Origin of the sequence: Rufibacter tibetensis, from assembly GCF_001310085.1 — a bacterium.
Taxonomy (GTDB): Bacteria; Bacteroidota; Bacteroidia; order Cytophagales; family Hymenobacteraceae; genus Nibribacter; species Nibribacter tibetensis.
This window is the reverse complement of the sequence record NZ_CP012643.1, coordinates 680,527-697,937: the sequence shown is the minus strand read 5'-3', so window position 1 is coordinate 697,937 and position 17,411 is coordinate 680,527. Positions and strand designations below refer to the sequence as shown.

The following is a 17,411-nucleotide window of genomic DNA, read 5'->3' as shown; positions in this document are numbered from 1 at the left end:
TTCAAGAAGACAGTTAAGCTATAAACAGGAAAGCCCGACCAATTGGCCGGGCTTTCCTGTTTATAGTTTTTTATAGCAAAAGCTTATGCGTTGGCAGGCATATTGTCTAACACGTCCATTACTTCGCGCACGGCTTTCTCAGAGGCCTTCAACAAGGCCATTTCGTCCTCGTTTAATTGCAGCTCAATTACTTTTTCAATACCGTTTTTACCTAATACCACAGGTACTCCTAAGTACGTGCCGTTGATGCCGTACTCGCCTTCCAGTTTGATACAAACCGGGAACACGCGTTTCTGGTCACGTACAATAGCTTCCACCATCTGCGCAGCCGCTGAACCAGGAGCATACCAGGCAGAAGTGCCCATAAGTTTCACCAGTTCGCCGCCACCGTTTTTGGTGCGGTCAACAATAGCGTCCAACTTGGCAGAATCAATCAGTTCAGTTACCGGAATACCACCTACGGTCGTGTAGCGTGGAAGCGGAACCATGGTATCACCGTGACCGCCCATCAATACTGCTTGGATGTCTTTAGGGGATACGTTCAGTTCTTCGGCTAAGAAAGCACGGTAGCGGGCAGTGTCCAGGATACCAGCCATACCCATTACTTTAGTGCGGGGCAGTTTAGAGGTGACATGAGCGGCGTACGTCATCACATCCAGTGGGTTAGAAACCACAATGATGATGGCCTCCGGCGAATGCTTGATCACGTTCTCGGTAACAGAACGAACGATACCGGCGTTGGTGCTGATCAGGTCATCGCGGGTCATGCCGGGCTTGCGGGGCAAACCGGAAGTAATCACCACCACGTCTGAGTTGGCGGTACGGGTATAATCATTGGTAACACCCACAGTGCGGGTGTCATACAGGTTAATTGGCGATTTCTGCCAGATATCCAATGCCTTGCCTTCGGCGAAGCCTTCTTTGATATCCACTAACACTACTTCATTGGCAATCTCGCGGTATGCCAGCACGTCGGCACAGGTGGCCCCTACGTTTCCGGCTCCAACTACGGTTACTTTCATTTGTTTAGGTTTGGTTAGATGATATACTACGTGGTGAAATTAGGAAAAAGGGCGTCACCGGAAAATTATTTCAAGAATATCTGTCTGATGGTTACTAGTTGATTGCTGATTTTTCATTGTTGATCTAAGCCAGTTTTCCTGAAATCTCGGTAAAAAGGCCTCTGCTAAAGTCACTCCTAAGCCTGTGCCTTTTAGCTGTAGGCTCAATAGCTACTAACAATCATCAATCAACTTCTGGTAACCATGATTTCCAGTACTTCCTGGGTGTTCTCCGTGATTTTGAATCGATTGTCCGGTTGCTGGCCTATGACCCACGTCAGTGATGCGTCAGAGACTAATACCCAGACATCGGGTTTAATGTTGGCCGGGACTTTCTTGTCAATCAGCAGGTCGCTCACTTTCTTCTTGCCGTTCATGCCCAGCGGGATAAACCAATCGCCTTCTTTCCAGGGGCGTAATTTCAGCGGGAACTTTAGCAGTTCAGCATCTAAGGCAGCTACGTCTTTGGAGCGGGGGACTTTATAACCTTCGGCGGGTTTTCGGGCGATTTTGGCCAAAAAAGGCCCAAACTGGATTTCCGTAATTTCTTCCGGGACGGTGATGCTGCCGAATTTTTCCAGCGGCTTGGGGGTGATCACCAGGTTTTCGCGGTCTTTTACCAGCACGTGGGTAGGTGAGGAGAACGTCTTCCCTGATTGAGCTTCCCAGGCGGTGGCGATTTCCTGTGCCTGGCTGTAGGAGAAATGGAACGGTTTTAGCAGCTCATGCAGCAGAACCACGGGGGCAGGGCTGTTTTGCAGGGGCGCAATAGAAAGATAAATAGCGCCGTTTTCCTCGCGTTGTGTTTTGGCTTTGATTTCCTGAAAAGCGGCCAGAAACACGGCTTCGGCGCCTTGCAGGCGCTCCAAAGTGGAGGTGAAGGTTTCTTCTAGGTTGGGGTTGAGTTTCTTCAGCACTGGAATGACTTCATGGCGCACCAGGTTGCGGTTGTATTTGGTGCTCTCATTGCTGGAATCTTCCCGCCAAGCTAAACGTTTGGTTACCAGCCACTCATACAGGTCGTCTTTGGTGAGGCCCAGCAGCGGACGGATGAGGTTCCCGTTTTTAGGTAGGATTCCGTGAAGTCCGGCTAAACCAGTGCCGCGCACCAAGTTCAGGAGCACGGTTTCCAAGGCGTCAGACTGGTGGTGGGCAGTGGCGATCACGTCATAGCCCAGTTGCTGGCGCATCTGCTCAAACCATTGGTAGCGCAGGGTGCGGGCGGCCATCTGGGTGGAGATTCCTTCCTGTTTGGCAAAAGCCTCGGTCTGGAACTGCTCGCTGTAGAAAGGCGCGTCATATTGTTTGGCCAGTTTGCGCACAAACAGTTCGTCGGCGTCTGACTCCTGGCCACGCAGCCCGAAGTTGCAGTGCAGCACGGCAAAGGGTAGTTTTAGGCGGTGTAAAAGATCCGCCAGTACCACTGAGTCAAGCCCTCCGCTGATCGCGGCAAGGATTTTGGTTTCAGTAGAAGCCAGTTGGTGGGTGGTGATATACTGTAAAACTTTCTGGAGCATCGGGGAAGGAAGGGTATTTTTAGTAATTTTGTTTCACTTACACGAATTGATGAAGTTCACAAAGATAGGTTTAGTATCTCTTTTCTCCCTGTTCTCGGTTATTTTGGCTTTTGGCCAGGGTGCACCGGCGCCGCAGGGAGGTGGGCAACCGGTAGAGGTGTCGGCAAATACGCTGCAGTCCGGCCGGTACAACGGTGAGGAAGTGCGCCGCCTGTTGGGCAACGTAGTAATGCGCCAGGGACAAACCACCCTCACCTCAGACTCGGCTTACCAATACGTCAGTGACCGGAATAAGCTGGAGGTTTTCGGGAACGTGCACATCACCCAGCCGGGGATGGATGCCACCAGTGCCACTGCCAGCTATGACGGTACGCGCCGTATTGCCAACATGCGGGGCGGCGTTACTTTGCGTGACGAGCAGATGACCCTGACTACGCCCTCCCTTGACTACGACCTTAACGCCAAGCGCGCCTATTATACTTTGGCAGGTAACATTGTGGGACCTGACTACACCATCCAAAGCCAATTGGGTACCTACACCTCAGAAGACAAAGTCCTTACGTTTAAAAAGAACATCAAGTACCTAGGCCAGAACGCCGAAGTGGTAAGTGATACCATGTCTTATAACACCGTGACTAAGGTAGTGGAGTTCTTCGGGCCAACCACCATCAAATCACCGGACGGTACTTTGTTTGCGAACCGCGGGACTTACAACACTGTGACCCGTGAGTCTAACTTCAGAGGTAACGCAAGCATCAAGACCCCCGATTACCTGATTAGAGGAGAAGTGCTGACCTATGACAAAGGGAAAGAATACTACACGGCTTCCCGTAATGTATCTATGACGTCCATTAAGGACACGACCATTATCACCGGGCAGACTGCTCTGTATTGGCGGGCGAGGGGAAGGGCCAAAGTCTACGGTTCACCGGTCATGCGTAGCATTGCCAAGCGCGACACCATGTACCTATCTGCTGATACGTTGGTTTCGGTGGAGAACGTGAAGGATAAGACCAAGAAAGGCAAACTGTATGCCTACAACGATGTTCGGATCTTTAAATCTGATTTGCAGGGGCTTTGCGATTCGCTTACCTATGATCAGAACGACTCTATCATTTACATGAACCGGAACCCGCGTTTGTGGGCAAACAAAAACCAGATGACTGCAGACAGTGTAGTGATGCAATTACGCGGCAACACGCTGGACCAGATGCGCATGTTCGGGAACGCCTTCGCTATTTCAATAGACACCCTGGAGAACTACAACCAGGTGAAAGGCCGAAACATGACGGCCCGTTTCGCCGAGGGCAAGATCAGGCGCATAGACGTGAACGGAAACGCAGAAAGCCTTTACTTCGCGTTGCAGGGTGATACCACCACCATGGGCATGAACCGGGCCGTAAGCAGTGACATGCGCATGATGTTCAAGGATGGCCAGGTGCAGTACATCACGTTTCTGGAGCAGCCAGATGCCAAACTGATTCCGCCCCATGAGTTGGAAGAACCAGACACCCGCCTGAAAGGCTTTGTCTGGCGCAGTGATGAAAAGCCTACCCGTGCTTTCGTTCTTGCGAAAAGAGTACCTAAGAAACCTAAGAAGAAGGTTTCTACCCCAGCGGCTTCAACTAAATCAAAGCAGCCAGCCAAGGGAAAAGATAAACCCAAAACAGCCCCAAAACCAGCTAAACCGGTTAAAAAGCCATTGGCTACTTTAAAGCCAGCCACATAAAGAGGCGCCTTATACTGAAAGGAAACGCCAATCGTTCTGGTAGATATAAAAAAAAACGTTATTTTTGCGCGCTTATGACCAAACGCAATCTTTCTTATTTGCCTATTCTGCTCTTAGTTCTTCTGATGAGCGCCTGTGGGCAATACAATAAAATCCTGAAAAGCGACGACGTAGATAAAAAATACGCCGCCGCGCTCTCCTACTATGAAAAGGAGGAGTACGAGAAAGCCGGAGCGTTGCTGGAAGACCTGATGCCTTTGCTAAAAGGCCGCAGCGAGTATGAGCGGGCTAACTTCCTGTACGCCTATACCAAATACCACCAGCAACTTTACCTGGAAAGCTCTTTCCACTTCATCTCATTCGGGCAGACGTTTCCGCGTAGCCAGTTCGCAGAAGAAGCCGCTTTCATGAACGCCAAGTCGTTGAGCAATGAGTCGCCGTCTGTGAACTTAGACCAGCAAAGCACAGCACAGGCCATGTCTGCCTTACAGGAGTTCATGCGCCGGTACCCGCAAAGCAAGTACATGGCCGATGCAAATAAGATATATGATGAACTTTCGCGCAAGATTGAGGTGAAAGCCTTTGACAGTGCCAAGCAATACTATAAACTTACCAACTACGACCCGCAATACTACAAGGCAGCAGTTGTGGCGTTAGAGAACTTCCGGAAGAGCTTTCCGTCCAGTGTGTACAATGAGGAGGCCGCTTATCTGCGCATAGATGCCCAGTACAACTATGCCCGCGAAAGCATTGAAAGTAAGCAAAGAGAACGGTATTTAGAGGTAATCTCTATGTACCAAACCTACGTAGACGCTTATCCAAACAGTAAGTTTTTGCGTGACGCGGAAAGACTGTACAGTCTAAGCCGCGAAGCGGTAGAGAAACTAGGCAAAAACCAGCCTGCGGCGGCAACTGCCACCAACAATCAATAATTTTGTAAAACCCAATTCACTAGCTATATGGCCCAAGTACCAGCATCCATCGTAACGCGTAATATTTCAGACCTGGCCGATGAAACCGGTAACGTATATGCGTCTATCTCTATCATCTCTAAGCGTGCGAACCAGATTGCCGTAAAGGTGAAGGAGGAATTGAACTCCAAACTAGCCGAGTTTGCCACTACCGTGGACAACCTGGAAGAAGTTTTTGAGAACCGCGAGCAGATTGAAATCTCTAAATATTATGAGCGTCTTCCTAAGCCTACCAACATGGCCATTGAGGAGTTCATTGAGAAAAAAGTTTATTTCCGTACCGCAGATGACGAAGAGCAAACCTCTTCCGCGTTTTAATTTCAGGTTTCTGAATGCTTCGGCATAAGAAAATAATTCTGGGGGTTTGCGGAAGCATTGCGGCATACAAAGCGGCTTTGCTGGTTAGGCTCCTGATAAAAGCAGAAGCAGAAGTGCAGGTAATCCTGACCACTTCTGCTTCTGCTTTTATAACCCCTGTCACCCTAGCCACCCTTTCTAAAAAGCCGGTTTTAACCGAGTTTGTACGGGATGATGCCTCTGGGCTCTGGCATAACCACGTGGAACTAGGCCTTTGGGCCGATGCCCTGGTGGTGGCGCCCGCAAGTGCCAATACAGTAGGAAAGTTCGCCCGTGGCTTGTGTGACAATCTGCTCTCGGCTACTTACCTCTCAGCCCGTTGTCCCGTGTTTGTGGCCCCGGCCATGGATTTGGACATGTACCAGCATCCGGCGGTGCAGGAAAATTTCCGGCTGTTGCGCTCCTACGGCAATCATGTGATTGAGGCAGGGCACGGTGAACTAGCCAGTGGTTTGGTAGGGCAGGGGCGTTTGGCAGAGCCAGAAGAGATTGTTCAGGTTTTACAACAGCATTTTACTTCACTTAACTTTGTTTAGCGGAAAGAAAGTCCTGATTACAGCTGGGCCCACCTATGAGCCTATTGATCCCGTTCGTTTCATAGGGAACCACTCCACCGGTAAAATGGGGTTTGCGTTGGCACGTTCCCTGGCTGAACAAGGCGCGGAGGTTTTCTTAGTAGCAGGCCCTACATCGCTCTCGTTACAACACCCTAGGGTGCACGTAACCACTATTATGACCGCTGATGAAATGTTTGCTGCCTGTCAATCAAAAGCAAAAGAGACCGACGTTTGGATTTTTGCTGCGGCCGTGGCAGATTACAAACCCAAAGACATCGCTGCTTCCAAAATAAAAAAAAGTGATGCCTCTTTTACCATTGAACTGGTGAAGAACGTTGATATAGCAGCTACCTTAGGTAAACAGAAACGCCTGGACCAGTTTGCGGTGGGTTTTGCCCTGGAAACCGATCAGGAACTGGAAAACGCCCGCGGAAAGCTCCTCAGGAAAAATCTGGATATGGTGGTGCTTAACTCCCTGCGTGACCCCGGGGCGGGTTTCAAGCATGATACGAATAAAATCACCATCGTGAAGCCTACTACAGTAGAGGAGTATGAACTGAAGGCCAAAGATGAGGTAGCACAAGATATTCTGGAATCCATAAAAGCTGAATGGGCATGTTTGCAAAAAAAATAGGATGGATTTTGCTGGGCTTACTGTTCCCTTTTTGGGCGCAGGCGCAGGAGCTTCGTTGTGAGGTTACCGTGAACAGCGAGCAGGTGCAAGCCACCGATAGGCAGGTGTTTCAGCAGATGCAGAACGCCATCTCTGAGATCATGAACAATACCCGCTGGACCAGTGACGTGTACCAGAACGAAGAACGCATCCGTTGCAAAATGTTCATCACCTTACGGGCCATGCCCCAGATTGGCGTGTATGAAGCTAATACCCAGATTATCTCCAGCCGACCTACCTATGGCACGGGCTATGAAACCACGGTGCTTTCTTTTGTAGACACCAAATTTGAGTTTGAGTACAACCCGGCTCAGCCTCTGCAATACGCCCCCAACACTTTCACTACTAACCTCACGGCCATTCTGTCTTTCTATGCCTACACCATCATTGGCATGGACAACGACAGCTTTTCGCGCTTGGGCGGAGCCAACGCCTTGTCAGAAGCGAACAATATCTTAACTCTGGTTTCCTCTACAGGGGCGGCCGGAGGCGGCTGGAGCGCTTCCGGTGACACGCGTAACCGCTACTGGCTTATCAATAACCTGCAGGACCCGCAGTTTGAACCCCTCAGATCGGCTATTTACTTGTATCACCGCCAAGGGCTGGATTTAATGGTACAAGACCCAGAGAAGGCGCGGCAGAACATTCTGGAAGCATTGCGCAACATCCAGCAGGTGGCCCGTATCCGGCCGGGATCAGCCGCTTTGCGCTCCTTTTTTGAAGCCAAAGCCACCGAGTTAAGCAATGCCTTTACGTCGGCTACGCCAGCCCAGAAACAACAAGCCTACGAATTACTCACGCAGGTGGATCCTACCAACCGCGCCAGATACGAGACGTTGATGAAACGCTAAATTTCTCTTTTGAGACGGTTTAGCTAAAAGACTTTAAAAGCAGATCTATGGAGCCAATCCCCAAAGAATGCTTTAAGCTTATTTCTTGGAAATTAGTCCCTAAACAAAGAACCCTTTCCCAAACTTCTATGAGTAGGAAGGGGTTCTTTGTTTAGGGACCTATGGTATAATTAGGTAGGGGTATTACCTTTTGAAACATCTTCATTGGACACCTTCTCTTAGGGTTTGGAGGCTTTCTTTTTTCCTCAATTCTCTAAGCCGTTTTATAAAGCCTTCCACGCTTCGGATGTAGTTCATGTCATTTGCCTGCTGCAGGTATAAGTTAGTTCCAATGTCATCTCTCCTGCGGGCGCCCCATTCAAAAACTTTCTATATCTTCGGAAGAGAAGTTGAGCCTTAAAGCTATGGCTAATCGTCTTGCCAAAAGAAAGAAGAGTTGATAAGATTCAATACCACTCTTGCTTCAGTTATGAATTGGCGACATCAGACAAGTTGGTATTCGGTTCCGTACATTGGGGTTTGCTTTTGGGCTTGTTTTTAGAAAACAGGTGTAAAATGCTCAAACGGAGAACGGTTGCGCCAGAGAAACTGTTGGAAGAGAATAGAACTAATGCCCACACTTTTGCCTGTGCGCCACGTACAGCAAGGGTATTGGATCTAAAAAGCTGATAGATGCAGCTTCATAGAAAGTATCTCCCATGAAAAGAAAATAAGCTAGGCTGATTAGTCTTGAAACTAAATAAATTAGCATCTTTGTCTATTGGAGTACACCATCGCAACACAAACTGAAAGAGGCATTCTTCCCTTATGCTCGTAGATCTTAAGATAAAAAATTACGCCCTTATTGAGCAGCTGGAGCTGCAACCATCGCCGCTGCTGAACATTATTACCGGTGAAACGGGTGCTGGTAAGTCTATCATGTTGGGAGCCATTGGCTTGCTGCTGGGAAATCGGGCAGATTCAAAACTGCTTTTCAACCAGAATGAAAAGTGCGTGATAGAAGGCTCTTTTAATGTTTCTGAATACAACCTGGCTTCATTCTTTGAGGAAGAAGACCTGGACTTTGAACCGGTGAGTCTGTTGCGCCGCGAAATTAGCCCCAGCGGAAAATCACGTGCGTTTGTGAATGATACCCCTGTCACGCTGGAGACCCTTCGGCGCATAGGTGAGCAACTCATGGATATCCACTCGCAGCATGACACCTTACTGTTGGGTGACCAGGGCTACCAGTTGAACATTGTGGACTCCTTCGCGCAGAACGATGACCTGCGTACCCAGTATGGTACCGCCTACCGCACCTACCGGAAGCTGGAAAAGGAATACAAAGAACTAGAAAGCCAATTAGCGCAGTCCCAAAAGGAACTGGACTACAATACGTTTCTGCTGAACGAACTGGTGGAAGCCAACCTGCAAGCCGAAGAACAGGAAAGCCACGAAATAGAGTTGAAGCAACTGGAGCACGCCGAGGAGATTAAAATGAAACTCAGCCAGGCGCTGCAGTATATCTTCGAAAGTGAGTACAACGCCTCCGGTGCCCTCAAAGATGCCAGTCATCTCATAGGCCAGGTAACTGAGTACGGTGAGACTTTCAAGACCTTGAAAGAGCGCCTGGACAGCTGCCTTATTGAGCTGATTGACATTGGAAGCGAACTGGAAGACGCTGAACGCAAAACCGAGGCAGATCCGCAGCGCGCGGAGCAACTGCAGGAACGTCTGGATCTGATCTACACCTTGCAGCGCAAGCACCAGGTACGCACCGTGGAGGAGCTTTTGACGTTGCAGGCCGAACTGGAAACCAAAGTAAGCAGTGTCCACAACCTGGATGCCGCCATTGAGAAAACCAAGAAAGCCTTAACCGCTGCCTTGCAGGAGGTGGAAACCCGTGCCGAAGCCTTGTCGCAAAGCCGGACCAACGTGTTCTCTGTTTTTCAGGATGAGCTGCACAGCCTGCTTTTTGAACTAGGCATGCCGAACGCCCGCGTGGTCATAGACCACAAAACCTCGGCTCCAGCCCCAACAGGAATTGACATCGTGAACATTCTCTTCAGCGCAAACAAAGGAGCAGCGCCACAGACGTTGAGCAAAGCCGCTTCTGGTGGTGAGTTCTCCCGCCTGATGCTTTGTGTAAAGTACCTGCTCGCTGATAAAACTGCCTTGCCTACTATCATCTTTGACGAGATTGACACAGGTATTTCCGGCGAGATTGCGGTGAAAGTGGGTAAAATGATGCAGCAAATGTCGCAGAAGCACCAGTTGATCTGTATCTCACACTTACCACAGATGGCTGCCCAAGGCGAAACGCATTACTTTGTCTACAAAGAAGATCGCGCCGACCGCACCATCAGCCGCATCAGGCAGTTGAGCCATGAGGAACGCGTGGTGGAAATTGCCCAGATGATTGCCGGAGCCAACCCATCAGAAAACGCCTTCCAAAGTGCGAAAGAGCTGTTGGCTTTAAGTGCTTAGTCTACATTGAATTCCTAAAACAGAAAACCCTCCGCTTGTAGCAGAGGGTTTTCTGTTTTAGGTCCATTTTTGGGAAAGGTGGCTTAAAAAGGCTTTTACTACCACTTCTTATTATATCTACCGTTCCAATTTGAAATCAGAGTCAATGGTGGGGCGTTGCGGCGTATTGGAGATTGCCCAACCGGTAGCATACATCCAGCGGGTCATTCTGGCTAGTTTCTTGATGTCAATGCGGTCTGCCTCATCTTCCGGGGTATGGTAGTCGGGGTGAAGGAGGGTGGTAAAGAAAATGGCTGGAATACCTACGCGGGCGTAAGGGAGGTGATCACTCCGGAAGTACCAACCCTCGGGGTGACGGGCATCGTCCCAGGAAGTGTCAATGGTAAACTTGGAGAAGTTCTGGTTTGCCTGCAGGGCCATGTCTACTAAGGCAGTGGAGTTGCGGTGTGGTTTGGTGGAACCCAGCAAGGCGGCTGTATCTGGCGCGTTCCTGCCAATCATGTCTCCGTTCAGGACGGCCACAATGCTTTCTTTTTTCACCGTTGGGTGCTCTGCATACCAGCGGGAACCCAGCAACCCCCGTTCTTCGGCTCCATGCCAGACAAACAAGGCAGACCGTTGGCCAGGATTTTGTTTCCAGGCCCGCGCAATAGCCAGCATGGCCACGCTTACGGTTCCATTGTCATCGGCTCCGTTCCAGATAGAGTCGCCCGCAATGGCTTCTCCCACGCCGTCATGGTCATGGTGGCCGCTGAACAGCACGTGCTCGCCTTTCAAGGTTGGGTCTGCCCCGGGTGCCCGGGCAATCACGTTCACTGACGGATACACATAAGAATCAACCTTGATGCTGATAGTTGCACCTGCCGGGTTCCTGCGCAGGCGGTCCTGCATGGATTGCCCGCTCACCGTAGACCGTACAAGCAAAACAGGAACTGCGCGGCTGTTCGTCTGCGTGGAAGGTACGTCCAGGTTATAGGTTCCTTCTTCAAAGCCGTGCCCCGCAAACGCCAGGTTGGCCTCTGTGGTGGAATCTGCTAGCAGCACAAGAGCCGCAGCGCCTTGCCTTGAAAGCAGGGTTGCATGCTGCCGCACTGCGAACAGAATGTACCGGTACCCCCACAAGCTCATGCCCGGGGAAGGAAGGGTGGTAGGTGGCAGTAAGTTCATGGTTACAATTTTGCCCCGCAACGTCTGCCGGGTGGTGTCTGCCATGGAGGCAAGCCAAACCGGTGTTCCGGTTACATTGGCTTCAATAGGAGAAGTAGCCCAAACCTCTTTGCCTAAAGTCAAGGTTTTGCCATCTAATACAATTTGGCTTCTGGTTGATACCTGGTTACGGCGCAGCGGGAAGAACTGAAAATAAGTGCCGTCATCGCCGGCGGGTTCCAGGCCAGCTTCGCGGGCGCGTTCAGCGGTCCAGGCGGCGGCCCGCAGTTCCTCGGTTTCACCTGCCCGTCTTCCCCGCAGGCTGTCGCTAGCCAGGGCAAACAGATCGCGGCGCAGGTTTTCTTCCGTGATGATGGAGAACGCCGGAGGGTTGGTGGCAGAGGCTACTGGTGCACTAGTTGACGGAACGACCGGGCGGGAGCAACCCGCCAGAGAAAGCAACGCCATTGCGCAGGCTGGGGCAAGGTGTTGCAGTGATTTTAGAGAAGAGGCGGAGTGTTTCATAGATGGGTGAGATTAGGAAAGCCAAAGAACCAAAAAGAAGGCACAACTGAAAATAGATGAGGTATATTTTAGACTCCTTTTTAAAAACAAGTTTAAAACAGAAAAGCCACTGCGGCAGGGCAGTGGCTTTTCTGTTTAGGTATAGGTAAGGAAAATCAATCGTCTTCCCGGTTTACAGTATTGATGTTAAAGGCCGGAACACAGACAGACCAGTACTCGCATTCTTCCTCAAAGGGGTTGAAGTACCTGATGCGGGCTCCCGCTTTAATGTGCAGTGTCTGGCCAGCAGAAAGCTCTACATTTTCTCCGTCCACCTCAATCTGTTTCTTGCCCCTTATGACAATGGTTACTTCATCAAATTCAGGAGTCTGGTGTGGTTCACCCCAAAAAGGAGGGGCAATCATGTGGGCCACACTGAACGCCTCGGTGTGGGTGCTGGCCAGCCCAAAGTGCTCTTCTATCAATTTGCCATCAGAAGTTGGCACTCTGAAAGGGGCCGTTTGCAGGAAGTATTTTTTCTCGCTCATGAGGTAGATTAGTTATTGGTGCCTTTCACAGGGCACTCACCCGAAGTATAAGAAGTAACACCCTTACTTTCTGCTGAGCAGGAATTGCCGTACGTTTTGCCATCGCAGCCGCACACTGGCTCGTATTGCATGGTACAGGCACGCTCATTATCAATTTTAGCAGGGTCAATGCAGGCAGAGGCGGTTTGCTCATTTGTTTTGCAGCCCCAGGCAGAAAGCAGGACTGCCAAACCCGCAAAAACAAGCGATTTCTTCATAGCTATATTCATCTGGTGAAATATACGGAAATAGGAAATGCGTATCTACCCTTGTCAGCTAAGAAAGCGGTTTTCCGGTTATTTTATAAAAATAGACTCTTAACAGTTAACCCATGTCCGTATTTACCCGTAAAATGCAGGAATATATATTGAAATATATATTTATTGTTTCCCATATTGCCGGAGCAAAGCTGATCGTTATATAATCAGTTATCTGCAAGGAAACACAACGTTTAACCCTTTCAATTTTAGTACAATGAGAAATGACAATTCAAAAATCTTAATTGCCGCCGCTGCTGGTGCTGCTGCTGGTGTAGTTGCTGGTATTTTAATGGCTCCTAGCAATGGCAAGGACTCACGTGAAGGTTTAGTGAAAGCCGCCAGCCAATTAGCTGACAGTGTGAACGGACAAATTGCTCCTTACCTGGAGAAACTAAGCGGATTAACCAGCAAGCTGGGTGGTTCAGAAGGTGGAAACAATGCTTCTAACACATCTGGTGGTGACACTTCTTCTGACGCTAGCAATACAGGATCACAATCTTAAGCTGTACATGGGCTCCTCGGTAAGGCAAAGCAGTGGCATAACCAAATGTTTTGACTATCGTTAACTAGAAACGGACGTTTTGTAAACGAAACATTTGTTTCTCTAAAAATAAAGCTCATGAAAGACGATAATGGAAAAATAATCCTAGCCATGTTAGCCGGTGCGAGCGCTGGTTTAGTGGCTGGTATTTTGATGGCTCCCGAAGCAGGGGAAGCTACCCGTGGCAATTTGAAAAAATCAGCCTCAAAGCTGGGCTCAGGTATTGGATCTAAGCTTTCTGACTTAGGTTCAAGTGCTGGTGCCTTGCTAGGCAAGAAGGCTTCTGGATCTGGTGACCCTGATGTAGTTAATCTTGGTTCAAACACCACCCCAACTTCGCACCTGGACAACAATCCAACGGGCGGAAATATGGATCTGATGACGGGTGATGATCCACGAGATAATGCTACCGGTACTGCTACCTCTGACGTTGGAGCTGGAATTGACGCCGGCGCTTTAGGAGCAGATGCTGGTACCCTTGGAAGTGACACAGACGCGAATGCTACCTCTACCAGTGCTGGTACCACCAGTGGTGCTACTACTAAGCCAAAAAGAGCCAGCAAAGCGAAAGGGGCTTCTAAAAGCGGAAACACCGGTACTGGTTCAGATGCCTCTGCTTAATTTTGTTTCTTGATTTGAATGTTCTTGTAACCTTCTGTTCACAAGAGCGTTAAAGATAGAAAGCATGATTGGTTAAATAAGAAATTGCGAACCAGATGAAGTAAAGCGAAGCAACAAGTAAGCGTTAAAACTTAAATAAAATTGACCGTTAGGTTTAGCTTTTTAAGGGATACGATTATAGCCGAGCATAACAGACGAAAGTCACATCATACAGTAGCAAGTAGAAGTTATTTAACCAATATAGGAGAGCCTTTCCATTAGGAAAGGCTCTCTGCTTTTATAAGCTTATCTGTTTCAAGGCTGGTTTCTGTAAAGAAAAATTAAACTATCAGTTTGTCATTGGCACGAGGTGCAAGCTCTTGCCAGCGGCAACTAGAAACTTATGTTTTAAGGATATTTTTACTAAAAGGAGATATAAACAGGAATGGCCGCTCATTGAACGGCCATTCCTGTTTATGATAAAGCTAAATCCAGTTTATTCAATAGCCTTAGCTATCCTGACGCTCTGGTTTCATTTGTGGGAAGAACAGCACATCCTGTATAGACTGTGAGTTGGTCATGATCATGCTTAAGCGGTCAATTCCGATGCCTAACCCAGCAGTTGGCGGCATACCATACTCCAAGGCACGTAGGAAGTCTTCGTCCAGCACCATGGCTTCGGTATCGCCGCGTTTGCCTAACTCTAGTTGCTCCTCAAAGCGGGCACGTTGGTCGATTGGATCGTTCAACTCAGAGAAGGAGTTACAAATTTCTTTTCCGTTACAAATCGCCTCGAAACGTTCTACCAGACCTTCTTTGCTGCGGTGCTTCTTAGCCAGCGGGCTCATTTCTACCGGATAGTCGGTGATAAAGGTAGGCTGGATTAACTGACCTTCGCATTTCTCCCCAAAGATTTCGTCAATAATTTTGCCTTTCCCAATGTTCGGATCTAGTTTGATGCCTAAGTTGGTAGCAGTTTCGCGCAGCTGGGTTTCATCCATCTCAGAGATGTCAATGCCCGTGAAATGCTGAATGGCTTCAAACATGGTGAAACGCTTCCATGGGCGGGCAAAGTTGATCACGTTCTCGCCTACCTGTACTTCGGTGGTTCCGTGCAGGGCCAGGGCTACTTTCTCAACCATTTCCTCTACCAGGTCCATCATCCAATAGTAATCTTTGTACGCTACGTACAGTTCTACCTGGGTGAACTCCGGGTTATGGAAACGGCTCATGCCTTCATTTCTAAAGTCTTTGGAGAACTCGTACACGCCGTCAAAACCACCCACGATCAGGCGCTTCAGATACAGCTCATTGGCGATACGCAGGTACAAGGTCATGTCCAGGGTGTTGTGGTGTGTCTTGAATGGACGGGCGGCGGCGCCACCATACAAGGGCTGCAGGATAGGCGTTTCAACTTCCAGGTAACCACGCTCGTTCAGGTACTCGCGCATGGTGTTCACCAGCTTGGTACGCTTGATGAAGGTATCCCGTACGTCTGGGTTCACCACCATGTCCACGTACCGCTGGCGGTAACGCAACTCGGGGTCAGTGAACGCATCATACACGTGCTCTACACCATTCTCGTCTACCTCGCGCTTCACAATAGGAAGCGGCTTCAAAGACTTGGCAAGCAAGGTCAATTCAGTTACGTGCACCGAGGTTTCGCCCACCTGGGTTTTGAACACGTAGCCTTTCACGCCTATGAAGTCACCAATGTCCAGCATTTTCTTGAACACGGTGTTGTATAGGTCTTTGTTTTCGCCCGGCGCGATGTCATCACGGGAAACATAGATCTGGATACGGCCAGAGCTGTCCATCAACTCTGCAAAAGAAGCCTTGCCCATGACGCGGCGGCTCATCAACCGGCCCGCCAGGCTCACCTCTTGATAGTTGTTCTGCTCCGGATCGTAGTTGTCCTTTATATCCTTGGCCGTGGCAGTCACGTCAAAAAGTTCGGAAGGGTAGGGGTTGATGCCCATCTTCTGGAGCTCTTCGCGCTCATGGCGCCGGCGTAGTTCCTGTTCGCTTAAATGCATGGAAACGGTCTTTCAGTAATTACTTATATCAAAGCGCGAATTTCGGAAATTATTCCCATACATGCAGAGGTATGGGGGTAATCCTTTTGATTCGTTTCTATGAAGGGTAGAACAGGGCTGTGATTGGTTTGTTTTTGCTGACGTGGTGGGGGATTGATGCGAGGCCCATATGCTTGGTTGTTTCATAGCTGCCCTCCATGCGCTCACGGCCGCAATTCCAGTCTTCCCCTCTCGCACTGCCCTTTCGGCCTGAGATGTCTATCTCTTTTAACTTCTGCCTATCTATGGCCAAAAGCGAGGCGCTCGAGGAAAAGACTGGAATTGCGGAAAGTAGCATAGAACACTCCATGGTTCTAGTCTGTGACTTGGACCTACTATGATTGGAAGTATCCAACTTCCGTTAGCCAAAAGGCACTTGCGCTAGATCATGAGTAAATAGAAAAATCGAAACGGGGGTGTTTTCTGAAAATCAGCCCCGTTTCGATTTTGTCATTGGGCAAAGAAAGCACTTATTTAGGCAGCTCCAGTTTGTTCAGTTCCTCGGTGATGAAGGAGAGCTCGTTTTGGCTTAACTGTACGTCCATGGCTTTGGCGTTCTGGATGGTCTGCTCGGCGTTGCGGGCTCCCACCAAGGCAATGGTGATGCCGGGCTGCGCGATGGTCCAGCGAAGCACCAATTGGCCAAGGGCAGCATGCTTGTCTTCGGCTAGCGGCTTGATTTTGTTTAGGAAGGCGTTCACTTTCTCTAAGTTCTCTGGTTGGTACACTGGCAGACCAGCACGATGGTCCCCTTCATTGAAGTGGTGGCCCGGTTTGATTTTTCCAGTGAGCAAGCCGCGCTCTAGTGGGCTGTAGGCCAGTATGGAGATGTTCTGCTCTAAGCTATGCGGTACTACACTACCCTCTATGCCGCGGGTGACCATGCTGTAGGGTACTTGATTGGAGACCAGTGTGATGTGCTTTTCGGCTTCCTGCATTTGAGCCACGTTGTAGTTACTTACCCCGGCTTGGCGCACTTTTCCTTCTTTAATCAGTTGAGCCACAGTTTCCATGGTTTCCTGGATGGGCGTGGTGCTGTCTGGCCAGTGGATTTGGTACAGATCTATGTAATCGGTCCCTAAACGGCGGAGGCTGTCTTCACATTCTTTGATGATGCTCTCACGGCCAGCGTATTTGTAGATGTCTATCTTAATGCCTTTGGTGTCCTCGCTTTTCATGGCGAAATCTCCTTTGGCCAGGTCCCAGCGCATACCGTATTTGGTTAAGATCTGCACCTTGTCGCGCGGTATGCCTTTGATGGCTTCGCCTACAATTTCCTCGCTTAAGCCTTGCCCGTAAATGGGTGCCGTGTCAATGGAGGTCATGCCATGATCATAGGCGGCTCTGATGGCACCAACCGCTTCCTGGCGCTCAGTTCCGCCCCACATCCAACCCCCCGCTGCCCAAGCACCAAAGGTTAACGCTGATATTTCAAGGTCTGAGGTTCCTAATTTTCTGAATTCCATGGGTACTTTGTCTAGTAAAGAATACTGTAAACGGCTACTCTTTTCATTGT

Annotated in this window: 16 protein-coding genes; 9 read left to right on the top strand and 7 right to left on the bottom strand. The window is 49.5% G+C overall.

Annotation, left to right across the window (positions count from 1 at the left end):
• Window positions 1–83 precede the first annotated feature (83 nt).
• Complete coding sequence (mdh, locus tag DC20_RS02620; RefSeq protein ID WP_062542402.1) at window positions 84–1,022, bottom strand: malate dehydrogenase; 939 nt, start codon at window positions 1,020–1,022, stop codon at window positions 84–86.
• A 227-nt stretch (window positions 1,023–1,249) separates the two neighbouring features.
• Window positions 1,250–2,578, bottom strand: a complete 1,329-nt coding sequence (tilS, locus tag DC20_RS02615; RefSeq protein WP_062542401.1) for a tRNA lysidine(34) synthetase TilS — start codon at window positions 2,576–2,578, stop codon at window positions 1,250–1,252.
• 49 nt (window positions 2,579–2,627) lie between these two features.
• Here tilS and DC20_RS02610 point away from each other — a divergent pair, with 49 nt between their 5' ends.
• The 7 genes from DC20_RS02610 to recN all read left to right on the top strand — a co-directional run bounded on the left by DC20_RS02610 (window position 2,628) and on the right by recN (window position 10,182).
• Entirely contained in the window at window positions 2,628–4,307 is a 1,680-nt protein-coding gene (locus tag DC20_RS02610) for an OstA-like protein (protein WP_157593021.1), read from the top strand.
• Window positions 4,308–4,381: 74 nt separating this feature from the next.
• Window positions 4,382–5,239 carry an outer membrane protein assembly factor BamD gene (locus DC20_RS02605; RefSeq protein ID WP_062542399.1) on the top strand — a complete coding sequence of 286 codons (858 nt, stop codon included), beginning with the start codon at window positions 4,382–4,384 and terminating at the stop codon, window positions 5,237–5,239.
• Between the two features lie 27 nt (window positions 5,240–5,266).
• Window positions 5,267–5,596, top strand: a complete 330-nt coding sequence (locus tag DC20_RS02600) for a DNA-directed RNA polymerase subunit omega (RefSeq protein ID WP_062542398.1) — start codon at window positions 5,267–5,269, stop codon at window positions 5,594–5,596.
• 14 nt (window positions 5,597–5,610) lie between these two features.
• The gene (locus tag DC20_RS23635; RefSeq protein WP_083470223.1) at window positions 5,611–6,171 is read left to right on the top strand and encodes a flavoprotein; all 561 of its coding nucleotides are present in this window, start codon (window positions 5,611–5,613) and stop codon (window positions 6,169–6,171) included.
• Window positions 6,164–6,826 (top strand): bifunctional phosphopantothenoylcysteine decarboxylase/phosphopantothenate--cysteine ligase CoaBC, encoded by a 663-nt coding sequence (gene coaBC, locus DC20_RS23630; protein ID WP_083470222.1) that lies wholly within the window; start codon window positions 6,164–6,166, stop codon window positions 6,824–6,826. Before DC20_RS23635 ends, coaBC begins: the two co-directional genes overlap by 8 nt.
• On the top strand, window positions 6,808–7,716 hold the full coding sequence (gene porD / locus DC20_RS02590; protein ID WP_071885540.1) for a type IX secretion system protein PorD: 909 nt from the start codon (window positions 6,808–6,810) through the stop codon (window positions 7,714–7,716). The genes coaBC and porD overlap by 19 nt, the downstream gene beginning before the upstream one ends.
• Before the next feature lie 807 nt (window positions 7,717–8,523).
• On the top strand, window positions 8,524–10,182 hold the full coding sequence (gene recN, locus DC20_RS02585) for a DNA repair protein RecN (RefSeq protein ID WP_062542396.1): 1,659 nt from the start codon (window positions 8,524–8,526) through the stop codon (window positions 10,180–10,182).
• Window positions 10,183–10,299: 117 nt separating this feature from the next.
• Here the strand turns inward: recN and DC20_RS02580 are convergent, their stop codons facing one another.
• The 3 genes from DC20_RS02580 to DC20_RS02570 all read right to left on the bottom strand — a co-directional run bounded on the left by DC20_RS02580 (window position 10,300) and on the right by DC20_RS02570 (window position 12,637).
• A complete protein-coding gene (locus tag DC20_RS02580) occupies window positions 10,300–11,853 on the bottom strand; it encodes a M28 family metallopeptidase (protein ID WP_083470221.1) in 1,554 nt (517 codons plus the stop codon).
• Window positions 11,854–12,008: 155 nt separating this feature from the next.
• Window positions 12,009–12,380, bottom strand: a complete 372-nt coding sequence (locus DC20_RS02575; RefSeq protein ID WP_062542394.1) for a cupin domain-containing protein — start codon at window positions 12,378–12,380, stop codon at window positions 12,009–12,011.
• 8 nt (window positions 12,381–12,388) lie between these two features.
• Window positions 12,389–12,637, bottom strand: coding sequence for a Kazal-type serine protease inhibitor domain-containing protein (locus DC20_RS02570; RefSeq protein WP_062542393.1), 249 nt, complete (start codon window positions 12,635–12,637; stop codon window positions 12,389–12,391).
• Between the two features lie 256 nt (window positions 12,638–12,893).
• On the opposite strand from DC20_RS02570, the gene DC20_RS02565 reads away from it, so the two are divergent.
• Both DC20_RS02565 and DC20_RS02560 read left to right on the top strand, forming a co-directional pair.
• Complete coding sequence (locus DC20_RS02565; RefSeq protein WP_062542392.1) at window positions 12,894–13,181, top strand: YtxH domain-containing protein; 288 nt, start codon at window positions 12,894–12,896, stop codon at window positions 13,179–13,181.
• Window positions 13,182–13,298: 117 nt separating this feature from the next.
• A complete protein-coding gene (locus DC20_RS02560; protein WP_062542391.1) occupies window positions 13,299–13,841 on the top strand; it encodes a YtxH domain-containing protein in 543 nt (180 codons plus the stop codon).
• Between the two features lie 488 nt (window positions 13,842–14,329).
• On the opposite strand, the gene lysS is transcribed toward DC20_RS02560, so the two are convergent.
• Together lysS and DC20_RS02545 are read right to left on the bottom strand one after the other, a co-directional pair.
• A complete protein-coding gene (gene lysS, locus DC20_RS02555) occupies window positions 14,330–15,856 on the bottom strand; it encodes a lysine--tRNA ligase (RefSeq protein WP_062542390.1) in 1,527 nt (508 codons plus the stop codon).
• Window positions 15,857–16,365: 509 nt separating this feature from the next.
• Window positions 16,366–17,361 (bottom strand): aldo/keto reductase, encoded by a 996-nt coding sequence (locus DC20_RS02545; RefSeq protein WP_062542388.1) that lies wholly within the window; start codon window positions 17,359–17,361, stop codon window positions 16,366–16,368.
• Window positions 17,362–17,411: the final 50 nt, after the last annotated feature.